Genomic DNA, 13,906 nt, shown 5'->3' with positions numbered 1-13,906 from the left:
AGCAAGGTTGGCGAGGAAAGATCTGAAAGCAATGGAGTGAAGCATGGAGAGAAAGCAGCAAAACCCTTCTGACGCGGTAGGCGACATGGACGAATTGCTCGTCGAGAATCATGGGTCCGTGCGCGTGTTGACGATGAATCGTCCGGCGCGGCACAACGCGTTGAATCACACTCTGACGCGCGCGCTGCTCGCCGCGCTCAACGCGGCGCAGCACGACAGCGATTGTCGCGCGATCGTGCTGACGGGGGCGGGCCGGTCGTTCTGCGCGGGAGCGGATACCGGCGAATTCGCGGCGCTGTCGGGCGACGAAACCGCTTTCGCGCACGAACGTGCGGAGTTGACCTGCGCGTTGCACCGTGAGTTCACACAGGTGAGCAAGCCAATCGTGTCGGCGGTACGAGGCTTTGCCCTCGGCGGTGGCGCGGGCCTAGCGTTGGCCTGCGACCTGATGGTGGCCGCCGACGATATGCGCTTCGGCTATCCGGAACTCAGGCACGGTATTGTCGCGGCGATCGTCATGGCCAATCTGGTGCACCAGGTCGGGCAGAAAGTCGCATTCCGGCTCGTCGCGACCGGCCAGACACTCGACGGCGCCAACGCGCTCGGTCTTGGCATTGCCACGGCCAGCGTGCCGGCCGCAGAGGTATTGCCCAACGCGCTGCAACTGGCCGAGGCGCTCGCCGCGCATCGTCCCGAAGCGATGGCGGCAACCAAGCGCCTGTTGTATCGCGTGAGCGAACTGTCGCTGGCGCAGGGACTGCTCGCCGGGCGTGATACCAATATCCTGATGCGCGGTTTTTCGCGTGGACGAGCTGCGTCCAGCGCGGCGCAAACGGCAGAGGAGACCGCATGAACTCAATCGGACGCCACGCGCCCACGCAGCCCGACGTGGTGATCTGCGAATGCTTCGGGCGCGATGGGCTGCAACACGAGACGGCGATCCTGCCGGCTGCCCACAAGGCAGCATTGCTCGACGCATTTGCCGGCGCGGGCTTCATGCGTGTAGAGGCGACCTCGTATTCGAACCCGGCGGTCGTGCCGCAGTTCGCGGACGCGAGCGAGGTGCTGCGTCAGTTGCCGCGCCGGCCCGGCGTGTTCTACAAGGCGACCTGCGCGAATGTGCGCGCGGTCGAGCGGGCGCTGGTCGATTACGACGCCGGCTTTGGCGCGAATGAAATCAGCGTGCTCGTTTCGGCTTCGGAATCGCATTCCTTGAAGAACCTGAAACGCAGCTGCGCCGAGCAGTGGCAGAACATCGCCGCGATGGTTGCGCGGGCCGGCCCGGCGTTCCGCATTATCGGCACCATCTCGGTCGCGTTTGGCTGCCCGTTCGAGGGGCGCGTGGAGGAGGCCACGGTCATCCATGCGATCGAGTCGTTCCTCGTGCGGGGCGTCAACTGGGTCACGCTTGGCGATACCACCGGCATGGCGACGCCCGCGAGTGTCGCGTCGCTGAGCGCACGCATCGCGCGACACTTTCCCGAGGTGAAGCTGATCGCTCACTTTCACGACACGCGTGGCACCGCGATGGCCAATTGCGTTGCTGCGTACGAGGCCGGTGTGCGTTACTTCGACGCGTCGTTCGGGGGTGTTGGAGGACATCCCGCGAAGGTTCGCTACGGCGGCGGCTATACGGGCAACGTGTGCACCGAAGACCTCGTCAATCTGTTCGAGACGATGGGGGTTGCGACGGGGATTGATCTCGCACAACTGCTCAACCTGTCTGCGCGTTGCGAAGCCGCGCTGGGCAGAGCGCTCAACGGCCGCGTCACACGCTCGGGATTGAATCCGCTGCTCGGCGCGCACACGCAATCACTGGGCGTGCCGGGCTCGCTGGACCCGAACCCCAGCGGAATCCGCGGATAACGCGGTAACACTACAAAAACGGAGACAACCATGCAGGCAGACACACACTTGGTCGGGCAGGCGCCGGCCAGCAGCGCGGACGCGATCTATCGCAAGGTGGCGTGGCGGATCATTCCGCTACTGTTCCTGTGCTACATCGCGGCCTATCTCGACCGTATCAACATCGGTTTCGCGCAGGCGGCGATCCGCACCGACCTCGCGTTTTCCAGCACCGCGTTCAGCTTTGGCGCCAGCGTGTTTTTCGTCGGCTATTTGCTGTTCGAAGTGCCCAGTAACATGTATCTCGAACGTGTCGGCACGCGCAGGACGCTCGCGCGGATCATGGTCCTGTGGGGGCTGATTTCGGCTGCGACGATGTTCGTACGCACCCCCGGACAGTTCTACGTATTGCGCTTTCTGTTGGGCTCGGCGGAAGCGGGCTTCTTTCCTGGCGTCGTGCTGTATCTGACGTACTGGTTCCCACCACAGCGGCGCGCGAAGATCGTTGCGTTGTTCATGTTGCCGGTCGCTTTCGCCGGCTTCTTCGGCGCCCCTGTTTCTGGGCTCATCATGCAGACGCTCGATGGCGCGAACGGGTGGCATGGCTGGCAGTGGATGTTCCTGCTGGAGGCGATTCCGTCCGTGCTGCTCGGTGCAGTCGTGCTGAAATATCTCACGGATCGGCCGCGCGACGCACATCGCTGGCTCTCGCCGCGGGAGATCGAACAGATCGAAGGCGATCTTGCTCGCTCGAGCGTGCCGGCGGCGTCTCATGAGCACGGGGTGTGGCGCACGTTGTTGACAGACTGGCGCATCTACATACTGATCCTCGGTTACTCGGCGCTGAACGCGTCGGTCATCGGTATCGGTATCTGGATGCCGCAGATTCTGCGCGAGGCGTCCCACGACACGTCGTCGGTGTTCATCGGCATGCTGACTGCGATACCTTACGCGGCGGGTGGTATCGGCATGCTGCTGTTCGGCATTGGCTCGGACTATCTGGCAGAGCGGCGGCGCTTCTGCTCGGGGTTGCTCGCGCTGACTGGCCTGGGATTCGTCTTCGCGGGACTGATGGCGCATAATCTTCCGATGCTGCTGGTGGCGCTCTCGCTCGTGCTGGTCGGCAATCTGTCAGGCTATCCGGTGTTCTGGGCGCTGACGAGCCAGCATTTCCGCACGAGCACTGCGGCGGTCGGCGTCGCACTGGTCAGCTCGATCGGCCAGTTGGGTTCGTTTGCGAGTCCGATGATCATCAACGCGTCGAAGCACCTGACGGGTAGCGTCTCCGACGGACTCGACGCGATCGCCGGCCTGCTGTTCGTGGCTGCCGTCGCGATCCTGTTGTCATTTCGCGGGGTACGCGGCGGCAACGCTCCCGCGCACTAGTGCAGCGGCCGTGCCGGCGCGGGCCGGCTGGCACGGCGCAGCGACTTATTTGCAACGTTTCCTGAGTTCCAGCAATGCATCACATTGAAATTCCTCAATCCGTCGTCGATCGGGCCGTGGCCCGACGCGGCCGGCGGCACGTCTACGAGACCCTCGACGCGTCGAAGACCGCGCTGCTCGTCATTGATCTGCAGAACGGCTTCGTCGCGCCGGGCTTTCCCGGCGAATTGGCGATGGCGCGCGAGATCGTGCCGAACGTGAATCGCCTCGCGAGTGCTCTGCGCCAGGCGGGCGGTCATGTGTACTGGGTCCGTCACACGCAGGTGCTGTCTGGCGAAGCACCATGGCAGCGGTTCGATGAATTTGGCGCGGGATGGGGCGCGAGTCTCGGCGAGACGCTGGTCGACGGACAGGCTGGCCACGCGCTGTATTCGTCGCTCGACGTTCGCGATGCGGACGAGATCGTCGACAAGACGCGGTTCAGTGCGTTTATCCAGGGATCGTCGGATCTGCATCAACGCCTCGTCTTGCGCGGCATCGACACCGTGATCGTGACTGGCACCGTAACGAACGTCTGCTGCGAATCGACCGCACGCGACGCGATGATGCTCGACTACAAGGTCCACTTCGTCGCCGACGCGAACGCGGCCCGCACCGACGGCGAACACAATGCGACGCTTTGCAACATGGTGCTGTGGTTCGCGGACGTGCGCACATCCGACGAATTGCTGGCGTTGCTCAACGTGGGCGCGGCGGATGCTGCGGGCACGTCGGCGCGATGACTTAGGGTGAGCCAGGCCGCGGCCGTCCTGTCTGGTCTCTGCATGAAGAATCAAGCCGTCCACTCATCAAGCGCGCACTCGAGGCAGGTATAGACGTCTTGGACGCCGCGAATATGTATTCGCGAGATTCCAGTGAAGAAAGACTGGGGCGCTTGTAGAAAGGCTTCGCTCATCGCGAATCTGGATTGACCGCGTGGATATGACAAGGCCCCGCAGCCCCAAGAGCGAAGCGAAGCACCGAAACCGTGCCAGCACACGCGCAACGCAAACGAGTGCGAATTCGGCTTCTTCATACGTTTAGTGCTTGGCCATCCCGCTTTCTTGGCCCATCGCCCAATGGTCGCGCAATAGATTTTGCAATAAGGGCACGGTCTGATTAAGCAACGGTCCCGCCGGACGTTGTGCCGACGTCGCTATCCATAGCGTAGTTTCCAGCGTCGGCTGGCGGATCGGACGCACGTGAAAGTCATTCTCGTGCCCACTCGAGCGAACCGCTTTGAGCGACAGTATCGCGTGTACGTCTTCGTCGTGGACGAGCCTCAGGATCGCCGGGATGCTTTCGATTTCGAGCGCGATACGTGGTTTGAGCGATGCCTGAGCCATCGTCGCCTCAACCAACATGCGAATAGAGTGCGGCCGGCTTGGCATCACGAGATTTCGCTCGGCGACTTCCGCCAGGCTGATTTCATCACGGACTGATGCGTCGGCGGACGATGTACCCGTCCCGCGGCCAGACACCAGACAGAGCTGCTCGTTGAGTACCGGGGCCAGCTCAACTCCCGAAGACGTGGGGACCGTATAAACCACGGCGCAATCGGCGCGCCCGATTGTCAGCCACTCCAGCACGTAGGTGGACAGCCCCTCAAGCACGCATAGCGTCGCCTTGGGGAAGCGGTCGCGAAAGGTCCTTACCAGCGGGGCCGTTAGCGTATGACTCACGCTTGGCGGCAGCGCCACGACAAGGCGTCCGGTCGAGGCGCCTCGTCCTTCCTCCATGTCGAGCTGGGCGCGTTCGATCTGTGCAAGAACGCTTCGGCCGTGCACCAGAAAACGCTTGCCGGCCTCGGTCAGCGTCACGCCGCGCCCATTGCGCTCCAGAAGCGCCTGACGAAATTCCACCTCCAATGCGCGCACCTGGCGGCTGAGCACCGGCTGCGCGACCGACAGGAAGTTGGACGCGCGGGTAAAGCTTCCCAGCTCTGCAACGTGGACGAAAGATTCAAGTTGTCGAAGCTCCATGATGATCTCCTGAATTGCATTTTATGCATATCTAATATGACGGATATGTCATTGCAGAATGGCAGATAATGTAAAAAAATACAAGTACATCAACGGAGCCAGGTGGATAAAGTCCATGCAACACCCGATATCCTGTCTGTTCATGCGCGGAGGCACGTCGCGTGGTCCATTCTTTAACGCGACCGATCTCCCGGCCGATGTGGCCGCGCGCGACCGTATCCTGCTCAACGTGATGGGGTCGCCCGACCGGCGCCAGATTGACGGTCTGGGTGGAGCGCACCCGCTGACCAGCAAGGTCGGGATCGTGAGCCGAAGCAGCCGGGTGGGCATCGATCTCGAGTTCCTGTTCGCGCAACTGCAGCCGGACAGCGACGCGGTCGACACCACGCCTAATTGCGGGAACATGCTTGCGGCGGTCGTGCCGTTCGCATTGGAAACCGGTCTGGCGATGCCGCAGGGCGACGTCACGACGTTGCGCGTCCTGACACGAAACACCAACATGGCATGCGACATCAGCGTGCAGACGCCGGGTGGCCGACTGCGTTACGACGGGGACGCACGTATTGACGGCGTGCCCGGCACGGCAGCGCCAATCTCGATCAATTTCCTCGATACGGCGGGCTCGGTTTGTTCCGGTTTGTTGCCAACGGGGCATGTGAGCGATCGTGTTCAGATGGACGCGACGTCGGCCATTGACGTCACCTGTATCGACAACGGCATGCCCATGGTGCTGCTGCGCGCCGACGCCGTGGGCCGCACCGGCCGGGAGTCGGTGGCCGAACTGAATGCCGATACTCCGCTGAAGTCCACGCTCGAAGCACTTCGTTTGCGTTGCGGCCAATTGATGGGCCTCGGCGACGTGACGACAAAAACCTATCCAAAGATGTGCCTGATTGCGGCGCCGGCTGCGGGCGGGAGCCTGGCGACACGCTGTTTCATCCCGCATGTGTGCCACGACGCGATTGGCGTGCTGGCAGCGGTGACCGTCGCCACCGCCTGCGTGCTCGAAGGCAGCGTTGCGCAGGGACTGGCATCGGTGCCGCAAGGCGTAATCAAGCCGATCTCGGTCGAACATCCATCGGGTGAATTCAGCGTCGAGTTGGAGATCGATCCAGCCAGTCCTCAGACAGTAAAGCGTGCAGCGCTGCTGCGAACCGCGCGATTGATCATGCGCGGCGAGGTCATGGTGAGTAATTTTGCATTTACGGGAGGAGAGCCAGCGTGATCATCGATTGTCATGGCCATTACACGACAGCGCCCAAGGCGCTGGAAGCATGGCGCAACCGCCAGATCGCCGGGTTGACAGACCCGGCGCAACAACCGAAGGTTGCCGAGCTGGACATCAGCGACGACGAACTTCGTGAATCCATTGCCGCTAACCAGCTTAAAAAAATGCAGGAGCGGGGTAGTGATCTGACGATTTTCTCCCCACGTGCCAGTTTCATGGCACATCACGTCGGCAACTTCGAGACCAGCGCGACGTGGGCGGCGATTTGCAATGAGCTTTGTTATCGGGTCTCGCAGCTGTTCCCGGATAACTTCATCGGCGCCGCGATGCTGCCGCAGTCGCCAGGCGTCGATCCGAAGACGTGTATCCCGGAACTGGAGCGCTGCGTCAAGGAGTACGGTTTCGTTGGCATCAACCTGAACCCGGATCCTTCGGGCGGTCATTGGACTTCGCCGCCGCTGTCGGATCGTCACTGGTATCCGATCTACGAGAAGATGGTCGAATTCGACATCCCGGCGATGGTGCACGTTTCGACCAGTTGTAATGCCTGCTTCCACACCACGGGCGCGCATTATCTGAATGCCGACACAACAGCGTTCATGCAGTTCCTGACCTCGGATCTGTTCAAGGATTTCCCCGAGTTGAAGTTCGTGATCCCACACGGCGGCGGCGCGGTTCCGTACCACTGGGGGCGCTTTCGCGGACTCGCGCAGGAATTGAAGAAGCCTCTGCTGAAAGAGCACTTGCTCAACAACATCTTCTTCGACACCTGTGTCTATCACCAGCCAGGCATCGATCTGCTGACGAAGGTAATACCGGTCGACAACATCCTGTTTGCCAGCGAGATGATCGGTGCGGTACGCGGCATCGACCCCGAGACCGATTTCTATTATGACGACACCCGGCGATATATCGACGCCTCGGCCAATCTGTCGCCGGAAGACCGGCACAAGGTCTACGAAGGCAATGCGCGGCGAGTTTATCCGCGCCTCGACGCAGCGCTGAAACGAAAGGGACTGTGAGCACCATGACCGATACCCACCTTGGTAATTCGCTTGGCGTAGTCAAGCGCAACATCGTTCGCGCTGACGAAGCCGTGGTCAAGCAACTTTCAGGCTTCGGCGTCGCAACCATTCACGAGGCGATGGGCCGCATGGGTCTGATGAAGACCTATTTGCGCCCGGTCTATGCCGGCGCGTACGCGTGCGGCACCGCCGTGACCGTGCTGCTGCATCCGGGCGACAACTGGATGATGCATGTGGTGGCCGAGCAGATTCAGCCGGGCGACATTGTCATCGCCGCGGTAACGGCGGACAACACCGATGGATTTTTTGGCGACCTATTGGCCACCAGCTTCCGCGCGCGGGGGGCGGTGGGCCTCGTTATCGACGGCGGATGCCGCGATGTCAAGGACCTGACTGCCATGCAGTTTCCTGTGTTCTCGAAGGCGGTCAGCGCCAAAGGGACGATCAAGGCGACGATCGGCTCAGTGAATATCCCGGTCGTGTGTGCCGGCGCGCTGGTGAACCCGGGCGACGTGGTGATTGCGGACGATGACGGTGTCGTGGTGGTCCCGGTCGCACTCGCGCGGAAAGTCGCCGATGCCGCGGCCAGTCGCGAGGCCAACGAAGCGGAGAAACGGCAGAAGCTGGCCGCGGGGGTGCTTGGACTGGACATGTACTCGATGCGCGAGCCGCTGGCGCGAGCAGGGCTCAGGTACATCGACTGAACTTGATTGCGCGATGACCCCGTGTGGTGCTTTTCCACACAGATGTATCGGCATTGAAGATCGTGCGTAAGTTGAGCCAAAAAATAACCCGAGATAGTACGAGATAGCAGATGAGCGAGCATTTCCCCAAGACACCCGGCTGGCTGGACTGGTACCAGGGCCCTTCCAAACCGCGCTTCCAGTTGCCGTCCGGCTCGGTGGATGCGCACTGCCATGTTTTCGGTCCTGCCGCGCGCTTTCCCTATGCGCCAGAGCGCAAGTACACCCCGTGCGATGCGGGAAAGGAGCAACTTTTCGCGCTCCGCGATCATCTGGGCTTTGAGCGCAACGTGATCGTGCAGGCGACGTGTCACGGCGCGGACAATCGCGCGCTGGTCGACGCCTGCGTCAGTTCCGGCGGTAGGGCACGCGGTGTCGCGACCGTCAGGCGCGATGTGAGCGATCAGCAACTGCACGAGTTGCACGCCGCAGGCATACGTGGCGTGCGCTTCAATTTCGTCAAGCGTCTGGTCGACTTTACGCCCAGAGAGGAATTGATCGAGATTGCGCACCGTGTTGCCAAACTGGACTGGCACATCGTTGTGTACTTCGAGGCTGTCGATCTCCCCGAGTTGTGGGACTTTTTCACCGGCTTGCCGACGGCACTGGTGATCGACCACATGGGGCGCCCTGATGTCTCGAAGCCCGTGGACGGGCCGGAGTTCGAGTTGCTCGTGAGATTCATGCGCGAGCATCCCAATGTCTGGTCCAAGGTCAGTTGTCCCGAGCGGCTCTCCGTGTCCGGGAAACCGGCCCTGGACGGTGAACGAGATGCCTATCACGACGTAGTACCGTTCGCTCGACGCCTGGTCGAAACGTTCCCGGATCGCGTGCTGTGGGGCACCGACTGGCCGCACCCAAACCTGAAGAATCACATGCCAGATGATGGATTGCTGGTGGACTTTATCCCTCGTATTGCCACCACGTCCGCGCTTCAACGCAAGTTGCTGGTCGACAATCCTTTGCGTTTGTACTGGGGGAAATAATGCATACGACAACCGCGCGTGACTATCGCAAGATCCCCGGCACCTACGTGTTCGATGGAGAACATAACCATAAGGGATACGCGTTGAACATGTTCTGCAAGTCGCTGGACCAGGAGAGCAATCGTGCGGCCTTCCGGGCCGATTCCCCGCAATACCTCGACAGGTTCAAGCTGAGTGGCGACCAACGCCGCGCAGTGCTTGAGCGCGACTGGCTTGGGATGTTGCGTTTGGGCGGGAACATTTACTACACATTCAAGCTTGCCATCCTGGACGGTCTGACAATGCAACACGTGGGGGCGGCCATGTCGTCCAATGGGATGTCGGTGGACGAATTCCGCGCAATGATGATCGCCGGCGGGCGCTCAATCGACGGCAATCGCAGCGTGGAGGAATGGTCCCGTGGCTAAGTTTGCTGGAGGTGTGGGTACGTCGCATGTGCCGTCCATCGGCGCGGCCATTGATCATGGCAAGACTCAGGAACCCTATTGGCAACCTCTGTTCGATGGAGTGAAGCCGGCTCGCGAATGGATCGACGCGGTCAAACCAGATGTGGTGATCGTTGTTTATAACGATCACGCATCGCGATTCGGGCTCGATATGACGCCCACATTCGCAATCGGTGTGGCGGACCAGTTTCCGCCACACGACGAGGGATATGGCCCGCGACCCGTACCTGCGTGCGAGGGCGACCCGGCGTTGGCATGGCATTTGACCGAATCGCTGATATTGAATGACGAGTTCGATGTGGCGATGGTCGGCGAGATGTCGGTTGATCACGGTCTCACGGTGCCGTTGTCGCTGATGTTCGGTCAGCCGGATCAGTGGCCTTGCCGTGTGATCCCGTTGTGCGTCAACGTGATTCAGTACCCTCAACCGACTGCCTTGCGCTGCTTCAAGCTCGGACAGGCGCTCCGGCGGGCGATCGATTCATATGGACCCGACATCAAGGTCGCGGTGATCGGGACCGGAGGTATGTCACATCAATTGCAAGGCGAGCGTGCCGGACTGATCAATGCGCCGTACGATCAGCATTGGCTCGACGGCATGGTGAGTAATCCACTGTCGCTCACCAAGATCGGACATGCCGAACTGTTGCGCGAGGCCGGATCCGAGGGGCTCGAGATCATCATGTGGCTCATCATGCGCGGCGCGATGAACGAAAGCGTGCGTGAGGTTCATCGTTTCTATCACGTGCCTGCATCGAACACGGCATACGGCCTGCTGGTATTGGAGGACGCGTGACAAAGCCGCTCAGGATCGCCGTGGTCGGCGCCGGCGCTTTCGGGGTTCAGCATCTGGACGCGATTGCGAGCTTGGGCGACGCGGAAGTGGTGTCGCTCGTGGGTAGGAATTTGCAACAGACGCGCGAGATTGCCGGCCGCCATGGGATCGCGCAGGCCGGTATCGAACTAGACGAGGTGCTAGCCCGCTCCGACATAGATGCGGTGATCCTGTGTACGCCAACACCATTACACGCAGCGCAGGCTATCGCTTGTCTGCGGGCCGGCAAGCACGTGCAAGTCGAAATTCCCCTGGCAGAATCCATCGACGACGCCGAGGCGGTCCGATCATGGCAGCAGCGTACGGGGCTGATTGCAATGTGTGGGCATACGCGACGTTTCAATTCTGGGCACCAGTGGCTACATGAACGTATCGTTGTCGGCGAGTTTTCGTTGCGTCAGCTCGATGTTCAGACGCATTTTCTGCGCCGGATCAACACGAATGCGCTCGGTCAGCCGCGAAGCTGGACGGATCACCTGCTGTGGCATCACGCGGCGCATACGATAGACCTGTTTCAGTATCAAACAGGCGAGGAGGTGATCGCGGCCAATGTCTTACAGGGGCCGCTCCATCCGAAGCTGGGAATTGCGCTGGACATGTCAATCCAGCTCAAGAGCCGCGGCGGCGCGTTGTGTACGTTGTCGTTGAGTTTCAACAACGACGGACCACTGGGATCGACCTTTCGCTATATCGGCGACGGTCCGACCTACATCGCGCGCTATGACGCATTGACCAACGGCATGGGGGAGGCCGTTGAACTCGACCTGCCTGAGGGTTCATTGAGCGGTGTAGCACGGCAGGATCGTGAATTCGTTGCGGCAATCCGCGAGCGCCGCGAACCGAATGCGAGCGTGGCAAGTGTGCTCCCCTGCTATCGGGTCCTGCAACAGCTCGCGCAACAACTGGGCTGAACGCTCCAGTCAGCGATTGTAGTGGGGGAGTCATCAGTGCGAGTGATGGCCCCGACAAATCAATGACGAAAATCGGAGAATTTATCGAGTGCCGTTATTTGAATGCAGTAAATCACGTCAGTGAGAGGTGATAGTCAGTATGGCGAACATAAATTATACAAACCCGCCGGAAATTCTCGCACGACAGATGACGATTGATCAGGCCAATGAATCTGCCTTTTTTCACGGGTAGGTGACGCACGACTCAGAAGTCGGAAGTCATGGAAGCATAAAAATATTCTTATAAGGGTTGGAGACATGAAAAGGGTTCTTAACGGGACGGTGGTCGCAACTGCGCTGCTGGCCTCTGTTCACGCCCATGCACAAGGCGGTGTGACGCTCTATGGCCTGATTGACACCGGCGTGGATTGGGAGAGCCACGCGGCCACGGCGCCGGGGCAAACGAGTGCGCCCGGTTCGGCTATCCGGATGACGTCGCTCTCCAGCGCGCTGCCCTCACGATGGGGATTGCGCGGTAAGGAGGACCTTGGCTCCGGGCTGAGTGCAATTTTCGAACTGGAGAGCGGCTTTGCGCCGAATTCCGGCACGCTTCAGAACGGTAATCGCATTTTTGGCCGGTCTGCGTGGGTAGGAATCGAATCGCCGTATGGCACGGTTCGCGTGGGACGTCAGATCAACATGACGTATGTCGCGTTGATGAAGTCGACGGTCTTGGGGCCGGCTCTGTACTCGTTGGCGGCGCTGGATCCGTATTTGCCGAACAGCCGTTCCGACAACACACTCAGTTACTTCAATGATTTCCATCATTTCGTGATGGGGGCCACCTATAGCACCGGCCGTGATGCCCAGAGCAGCGCAGGAAGCGCTGCGGTGAATGGCGGGGCGACGTATAACCCAGGGGCTACCAATTGCCCGGGAAGTGTTGCAGGAAGTCCGACATCATGCCGACAGATTACGGCACTGGCCGGGTATTGGGGGCCAGAATTTGGTCTGCAGCTTGTTTATGATGAGCTGCGCGGTGGACCTGGAGCGTTGCCCGGCAGCGTATCTTTCGATCCGTCGATGCCGCTGTTACTTTCCAGCGCAAGCCAGAAGACCACGCGATATATGGTGAGCGGTTACGCTCAACTCGGGGACCTGTCGTTTCGCGGCGGCGCGATCCATCGAATGACGGCTGCAACGATGGATTACCAGACGAACATCTTTTACATCGGCGCGTCGTACATGGTTGCGCCGGACGTGGAACTGGACGGCGAGATTTCGAGAATTACCACGACGGATCAAAAGAACGCCAACTACTACGTGATGCGCGCAACATATCTTTTGTCGAAACGAACTTCCATCTATACGATGCTCGGCTTCATGCAGAACAATAGTCGGGCGTCATATGCGGTTGGCGCGGGATATTTCACGGTGGCGGGCGCGAAGCAGACCGGCGTTCTGTTCGGTGTTCAACAACGCTTCTAGCAATTAGCGGGTACGCCCAGGTCCGAAACGCCGGACCTGATTTTGAATCATGCGTCTATGGCTTTCTCGACGTCCGCATGGAATTGCACTAGCTGCTGTCGCACGACTTCGCGCACCAACGAGGTGCCTTGCCCGATCAGCGGGTCTTGAAGCGCGCGCGCAGGCGTCGCAACCGAAAGGCTGCATCGCAGAAGCGGTTTGCGGATGCGATGCAGTCGCAACTTTGGGTCGCCGATGCACGAGTGCACTCCGCTTAGCGGAATCACCGAACTCCCGTAGCCCTTGCGGACCAGATCGAGGATCGCGGTGAGATTTTCGATCTCGTGCACGACCTGTGGCTGCAGGCCGAGCGACGCCATGGCGCTTGCAAGAGCCGCGTGCACAGCGTTCGTAGTACCCGCTGTCACCAGCGGCAGCGTAGCCAATTCCACGAGTGTCAGCGACCGCGGCAGCGCCTTTCCGGCACGAGTGGTCGCGACGCTTGAGACGAGATAAAGATCCTCGTCGGCCAGCAGACGCAATTCGATGGCATCACCCGGCGGCTGGTTGTAGACCACCGCGCAATCGAGCTTACCGATCCCGACCATTTCAACCAGATTCGCCGATAAGCCGTCAACTGTGCGCAGCGTCACTTCAGGCAGTTGCTCGCGAAATGCATCGATCAGCGGCACCACGACCGTGCGTGCCAGGCTCGGCGGCAAGCCGAGTACCAGCGTGCCGCGTACGGGTCCGACACTCCCTCGCACAGCGCGCTCGGCCAATGCGATCTGACGCAGGATGATGGGCACATGATCGAGCAGCCGTTGACCCGCATCGGTCAGAACGAGCCCGCGCCCATTGCGCCGGAATAGCTCGGTGCCGAGTTCCGCCTCGAGCTGCGCAACCTGGCGGCTCAGGGCCGCCTGGGTCAGACCGAGAACGCTGGCAGCCCGGGTCAGGTTGCCTGTCTCGGCGATGCGGGAGAAGTGCTGGAGCTGCTTGATTTCCATGAGCCAAATCCTACCAAATGTACA

Annotated in this window: 15 protein-coding genes; 13 read left to right on the top strand and 2 right to left on the bottom strand. The window is 60.7% G+C overall.

Going from position 1 to position 13,906, the window contains the following annotated elements; translation table 11 throughout:
* The first annotated feature begins 43 nt into the window (after positions 1-43).
* The 5 genes from PTE31013_RS09775 (at position 44) to PTE31013_RS25350 (ending at position 4,171) form a co-directional block, all read left to right on the top strand.
* Complete coding sequence (locus PTE31013_RS09775; RefSeq protein WP_246174190.1) at positions 44-853, top strand: enoyl-CoA hydratase/isomerase family protein; 810 nt, start codon at positions 44-46, stop codon at positions 851-853.
* A complete protein-coding gene (locus PTE31013_RS09770; RefSeq protein ID WP_150612599.1) occupies positions 850-1,866 on the top strand; it encodes a hydroxymethylglutaryl-CoA lyase in 1,017 nt (338 codons plus the stop codon). Before PTE31013_RS09775 ends, PTE31013_RS09770 begins: the two co-directional genes overlap by 4 nt.
* 30 nt (positions 1,867-1,896) lie before the next feature.
* The gene (locus tag PTE31013_RS09765; protein WP_150612598.1) at positions 1,897-3,231 is read left to right on the top strand and encodes an MFS transporter; all 1,335 of its coding nucleotides are present in this window, start codon (positions 1,897-1,899) and stop codon (positions 3,229-3,231) included.
* A 74-nt stretch (positions 3,232-3,305) separates the two neighbouring features.
* On the top strand, positions 3,306-4,013 hold the full coding sequence (locus tag PTE31013_RS09760; protein WP_150612597.1) for an isochorismatase family protein: 708 nt from the start codon (positions 3,306-3,308) through the stop codon (positions 4,011-4,013).
* 38 nt (positions 4,014-4,051) lie between these two features.
* Entirely contained in the window at positions 4,052-4,171 is a 120-nt protein-coding gene (locus PTE31013_RS25350) for an aldo/keto reductase (protein WP_425495554.1), read from the top strand.
* Positions 4,172-4,310: 139 nt separating this feature from the next.
* Here the strand turns inward: PTE31013_RS25350 and PTE31013_RS09750 are convergent, their stop codons facing one another.
* A complete protein-coding gene (locus PTE31013_RS09750; RefSeq protein ID WP_150612596.1) occupies positions 4,311-5,252 on the bottom strand; it encodes a LysR substrate-binding domain-containing protein in 942 nt (313 codons plus the stop codon).
* 115 nt (positions 5,253-5,367) lie between these two features.
* Between PTE31013_RS09750 and PTE31013_RS09745 the strand changes: the two genes are divergently transcribed.
* The 8 genes from PTE31013_RS09745 (at position 5,368) to PTE31013_RS09710 (ending at position 12,893) form a co-directional block, all read left to right on the top strand.
* Complete coding sequence (locus PTE31013_RS09745) at positions 5,368-6,477, top strand: 4-oxalomesaconate tautomerase (RefSeq protein ID WP_150612595.1); 1,110 nt, start codon at positions 5,368-5,370, stop codon at positions 6,475-6,477.
* Entirely contained in the window at positions 6,474-7,502 is a 1,029-nt protein-coding gene (locus PTE31013_RS09740) for an amidohydrolase family protein (RefSeq protein ID WP_150612594.1), read from the top strand. The genes PTE31013_RS09745 and PTE31013_RS09740 overlap by 4 nt, the downstream gene beginning before the upstream one ends.
* Positions 7,503-7,507: 5 nt before the next feature.
* Positions 7,508-8,209 carry a 4-carboxy-4-hydroxy-2-oxoadipate aldolase/oxaloacetate decarboxylase gene (gene ligK / locus PTE31013_RS09735; RefSeq protein ID WP_150612593.1) on the top strand — a complete coding sequence of 234 codons (702 nt, stop codon included), beginning with the start codon at positions 7,508-7,510 and terminating at the stop codon, positions 8,207-8,209.
* Between the two features lie 110 nt (positions 8,210-8,319).
* On the top strand, positions 8,320-9,234 hold the full coding sequence (locus tag PTE31013_RS09730) for an amidohydrolase family protein (RefSeq protein ID WP_150612592.1): 915 nt from the start codon (positions 8,320-8,322) through the stop codon (positions 9,232-9,234).
* On the top strand, positions 9,234-9,641 hold the full coding sequence (gene ligA / locus PTE31013_RS09725) for a protocatechuate 4,5-dioxygenase subunit alpha (RefSeq protein ID WP_150612591.1): 408 nt from the start codon (positions 9,234-9,236) through the stop codon (positions 9,639-9,641). Before PTE31013_RS09730 ends, ligA begins: the two co-directional genes overlap by 1 nt.
* Entirely contained in the window at positions 9,634-10,476 is an 843-nt protein-coding gene (locus tag PTE31013_RS09720) for a class III extradiol dioxygenase subunit beta (RefSeq protein ID WP_150612590.1), read from the top strand. Before ligA ends, PTE31013_RS09720 begins: the two co-directional genes overlap by 8 nt.
* Positions 10,473-11,426, top strand: a complete 954-nt coding sequence (locus tag PTE31013_RS09715; protein WP_150612589.1) for a Gfo/Idh/MocA family oxidoreductase — start codon at positions 10,473-10,475, stop codon at positions 11,424-11,426. The genes PTE31013_RS09720 and PTE31013_RS09715 overlap by 4 nt, the downstream gene beginning before the upstream one ends.
* A 297-nt stretch (positions 11,427-11,723) precedes the next feature.
* The gene (locus PTE31013_RS09710; RefSeq protein WP_150612588.1) at positions 11,724-12,893 is read left to right on the top strand and encodes a porin; all 1,170 of its coding nucleotides are present in this window, start codon (positions 11,724-11,726) and stop codon (positions 12,891-12,893) included.
* A gap of 47 nt (positions 12,894-12,940) precedes the next feature.
* On the opposite strand, the gene PTE31013_RS09705 is transcribed toward PTE31013_RS09710, so the two are convergent.
* Positions 12,941-13,882 carry a LysR family transcriptional regulator gene (locus tag PTE31013_RS09705; protein ID WP_150612587.1) on the bottom strand — a complete coding sequence of 314 codons (942 nt, stop codon included), beginning with the start codon at positions 13,880-13,882 and terminating at the stop codon, positions 12,941-12,943.
* Positions 13,883-13,906: the final 24 nt, after the last annotated feature.

The organism is Pandoraea terrigena (genome assembly GCF_902459705.1).
Taxonomy (GTDB): domain Bacteria; phylum Pseudomonadota; class Gammaproteobacteria; order Burkholderiales; family Burkholderiaceae; genus Pandoraea; species Pandoraea terrigena.
This window is presented reverse-complemented; position numbering and strand designations above follow the sequence as displayed.

Bases quoted from the DNA above. Each gene is read 5' to 3' on its own strand.
- PTE31013_RS09775 (WP_246174190.1), top strand. From the start codon at position 44: ATGGAGAGAAAGCAGCAAAACCCTTCTGACGCGGTAGGCGACATGGAC.
- PTE31013_RS09770 (WP_150612599.1), top strand. From the start codon at position 850: ATGAACTCAATCGGACGCCACGCGCCCACGCAGCCCGACGTGGTGATC.
- PTE31013_RS09765 (WP_150612598.1), top strand. From the start codon at position 1,897: ATGCAGGCAGACACACACTTGGTCGGGCAGGCGCCGGCCAGCAGCGCG.
- PTE31013_RS09760 (WP_150612597.1), top strand. From the start codon at position 3,306: ATGCATCACATTGAAATTCCTCAATCCGTCGTCGATCGGGCCGTGGCC.
- PTE31013_RS09750 (WP_150612596.1), bottom strand. From the start codon at position 5,252: ATGGAGCTTCGACAACTTGAATCTTTCGTCCACGTTGCAGAGCTGGGA.
- PTE31013_RS09745 (WP_150612595.1), top strand. From the start codon at position 5,368: ATGCAACACCCGATATCCTGTCTGTTCATGCGCGGAGGCACGTCGCGT.
- ligK (WP_150612593.1), top strand. From the start codon at position 7,508: ATGACCGATACCCACCTTGGTAATTCGCTTGGCGTAGTCAAGCGCAAC.
- PTE31013_RS09730 (WP_150612592.1), top strand. From the start codon at position 8,320: ATGAGCGAGCATTTCCCCAAGACACCCGGCTGGCTGGACTGGTACCAG.
- ligA (WP_150612591.1), top strand. From the start codon at position 9,234: ATGCATACGACAACCGCGCGTGACTATCGCAAGATCCCCGGCACCTAC.
- PTE31013_RS09710 (WP_150612588.1), top strand. From the start codon at position 11,724: ATGAAAAGGGTTCTTAACGGGACGGTGGTCGCAACTGCGCTGCTGGCC.
- PTE31013_RS09705 (WP_150612587.1), bottom strand. From the start codon at position 13,882: ATGGAAATCAAGCAGCTCCAGCACTTCTCCCGCATCGCCGAGACAGGC.